The sequence below is a fragment of the Pseudomonas sp. P4_C3 genome (assembly GCF_056402075.1).
The window spans coordinates 1-3,091 of sequence record NZ_JBFUIC010000416.1; the positions used below are offsets into that span (position 1 = coordinate 1).

Annotated in this window: 4 protein-coding genes; 1 reads left to right on the plus strand and 3 read right to left on the minus strand. The window is 61.9% G+C overall.

Annotated elements, in window-relative coordinates; all coding sequences use genetic code 11:
- A partial coding sequence (locus tag AC1DVH_RS28670; protein WP_477756620.1) for a transporter substrate-binding domain-containing protein occupies positions 1–732 on the minus strand: 732 nt, incomplete at its 3' end.
- Positions 733–805: 73 nt separating this feature from the next.
- On the opposite strand from AC1DVH_RS28670, the gene AC1DVH_RS28675 reads away from it, so the two are divergent.
- Positions 806–1,795, plus strand: a complete 990-nt coding sequence (locus tag AC1DVH_RS28675) for an alpha/beta hydrolase family protein (RefSeq protein ID WP_477756621.1) — start codon at positions 806–808, stop codon at positions 1,793–1,795.
- Between the two features lie 152 nt (positions 1,796–1,947).
- On the opposite strand, the gene AC1DVH_RS28680 is transcribed toward AC1DVH_RS28675, so the two are convergent.
- Entirely contained in the window at positions 1,948–2,715 is a 768-nt protein-coding gene (locus AC1DVH_RS28680; RefSeq protein WP_477756622.1) for a TerB family tellurite resistance protein, read from the minus strand.
- A gap of 1 nt (position 2,716) precedes the next feature.
- A partial coding sequence (locus AC1DVH_RS28685; protein WP_477756623.1) for a nucleotidyltransferase family protein occupies positions 2,717–3,091 on the minus strand: 375 nt, incomplete at its 5' end.

Here is a 3,091-nt window from a genome sequence, read left to right on the forward strand (position 1 = left end):
TTCGACGATGCCCGCCAGTTCCGGCTTGTCGCGGCGCGTGGCCACCCGCAGCAGCTGCGGCAGGCCGACATCCCCCACCACCACCAACCCCGCGAACTCCGTCTCGACCGACAAGCGTCCCAATTGCGCCTCATCAACCACCGCATAACCCGCCTGCTGGCCAGTCAGTAATTGCAATGCCTGACGCTCCATCGGGACGCCTTGCAGATTCAGGTGCGGATAGTTGCTACGCAGGTAATCGGCGATGGCGCTGGGCATGCGCACGGCGACGCGGGTCTGGCTATCGAGCTTTTCCAGCTCGACAGCGCCGGCGCTTTTCTGGTCGCTGACCACCAGTTGCGGCACTCGCATGTAAGGGTCGGAAAACTGCCAGAGGCGCAATCCGCCAGGGGTTTGGGTCAGCCCCGGGGCGATGTCGATTTCGCCCTCGCGTGCAGCCGCCTCCAGTTGTTCAAGGTCGGGAAAGTTACGCCAGCTCAGTTCGACGTTGAGGGTCTTTGCCAGCCACTTCATCAAGTCGACATTCACCCCGGACAGGCGCTGCAAGCGGCGATCATATTGCGCATAGGGCGCCTGCAACACCACGCCGACCCGCAACTCGTCCTGCTGCGCCAGCCAGTGTTGTTGTTTCGGGGTCAACTGGGCAACGTGCTCCGGGGGCATGGCCGCCGCCCAACCCATCAAGGGAAACCACAAACAGCCGATAACCCACAGGCAGCGTAAACGCATCATTGAACTCTCACACACTGACAAATACTGACCAACCCATTAGGCTGCCGGAACAACTTCTGGCCTGGAATATCCAATGCCCCCTGTCTACCGCCTGGCACTGYCAGCATTGTGCCTGTCGCTGATCCTGCCATGCGTTTTTTCCGTCGAGGCGGCCGACCCGGCGCCTGCAGCAGCAGAAAAAACCGCCGAAGAAAAACCACTCGAGCGTCAGCCGTTGCCTGAGCGTAGTAAGGAAGAAGCGACTGCACTTGAGCGAAAAATCCCGGCTCAGGAACAGCAACAACTGCAAGTGGGCGCCGACACGTTTCTGGCATTGTGGAAACCTGCCAATACCGCCGACCCCAAAGGTGCGGTGATTATCATCCCCGGCACCGGCGAAACCGTTGACTGGCCGCAAGCGGTTGGCCCTTTACGGCGCAAACTGCCGGACGCCGAGTGGAGCAGCCTGAGTATCACCTTGCCGGACCTGCAAAGCGATGCCATTGCGCCACGAGTCGTGGAAGCAGCGCCGGCTCCCAAGGCCCCCGAAACCGGCAGCAAAGACTCGACCACCGCGGCCCCCATCGAACAAGTGGCCGGTGGCGAGGCCGACGTGGCCGACAAGGCCATTGCCGAGACCACTGAGGAACAGTCCAAGGCAGATGCCGAGCGCATCTTCGCCCGGATCGACGCCGCGATCGCCTTCGCCGAACAGCAAAGCGCCCGCAGTATCGTGGTGTTGGGACATGGTTCCGGCGCCTATTGGGCCACGCGTTACCTGAGCGAGAAGCAGCCGTCGCAAGTCGAAAAACTGGTAATGGTTGCCGCCCGGACACCTGTGGCAGCCACGCCCGGGCTGGCAGAGCTGACCCCGCCCCTGAAACTGCCGACCGCGGATATTTTCTACAAGGACAAAGCGCTGGATCGCGACGCAGCACTGGAGCGCCTGCAGGCCAGCAAACGCCTGAAGTCATCGGCATTCAACCAGGTCGCACTCAAGGCGTTACCGGATACCAAGGCTGAACAGGAGCAATTGTTCCGTCGGGTGCGGGGTTGGTTGAATCCGCAGCCTGCGACAGACTGAAAGACTGTGTCGCCCTCATCGCGAGCAAGCTCGCTCCCACAGGATTAACGTCGTACACAATTTTTGTTATCGACATAAAACCTGTGGGAGCGAGCTTGCTCCGGGCGGCGTTCCGACGATAGGGTCATTACAGACGACACAAGCCTTTCCTGTTAGCGAAAATCCCGCCGCTCCCGAATCAGCGTGTAGGCGTTATGCAGCTCACGCGTTCGCTCGGTAGCCTCACGCACCTGCAACGCCGTCGCGCCACTGCCGGCAATCTTGTCCGGATGATGGCGACTGAGCAGACGCCGATAGGCACGCTTGATCTGCGCCGGTTCAGTGGTGGCCGACACCCCCAAAAGCCTTAACGCTTCCTGATAACTTGGCACGCTGCTGCCCAATGGCCGCTTCTGCGGCTCATAGTCATGGGCCAACGCCTGTACCTGGCGCGGCGTCCAGCCCAGCCACTGGCCCCATTGGCCGATCAACTCACGCTCACTGCTGCCGGCACGACCATCGGCCCAGACCATTCGCCAGCAGGCGCGCAACACGCCTTCCGCCGCATGGGGCTGGGCACTCAGGCGACGCAGATAACCACGTAGCCGGTCGCGGCCCGACTTGCCGCGATTGAACGCGGCTATCGCACGACGCCGGGCCGGCTCGGACATGTCCAGCGCACGCATTTCCGCTCGGGCCTGATCGATGTGCCCGGCCATCACCTGGCCGTCGCACTTGGCCAGGCGCCCCAACAGGACAAATAGCAATTCATCGTTACGCAACACCGGGCGACCGCCCAGCTTTTCCCACAAATGCCCCCAGCTCTGCAGGTGCAAGCGCCGGTCCAGCGCCTGCCCCAACAACGCGCCAAGCAAGGCCCCCGGAATACTGGCTATGGCAAAGCCTGCTCCGGCTCCAATCAGAGTCCCTGGCCACAACATGTCAGCGGCTCGCTTCGATTAATGTTTCAACTTCGGCCAGACGCTCGTGAGTGCCGACATCGACCCAGTGCCCATTCAGCTGTTCGCCAGTCACTTGACCGTCAGCCATGGCCTTGCGCAACAGCGGCGCGAGCTTGAAGGCCCCCGCGGTGCAACCGTCGAACAACTGCGGATGCAACACGGCGATGCCGCTGTAAGTCAGGGTGGCTGATTCCGGCTGACGGTCGTGCACCAGAGTTTCGACCAGGCAGAAGTCCCCGGCCGGATGATGGGGCGGGTTGCTGACCAGCACCAGGTGCGCCAGGCCGTTGATGGGTTGATGCAGCACGCTGAAGTCGTAATCGGTCCAGATGTCACCATTGACCACCACAAACGC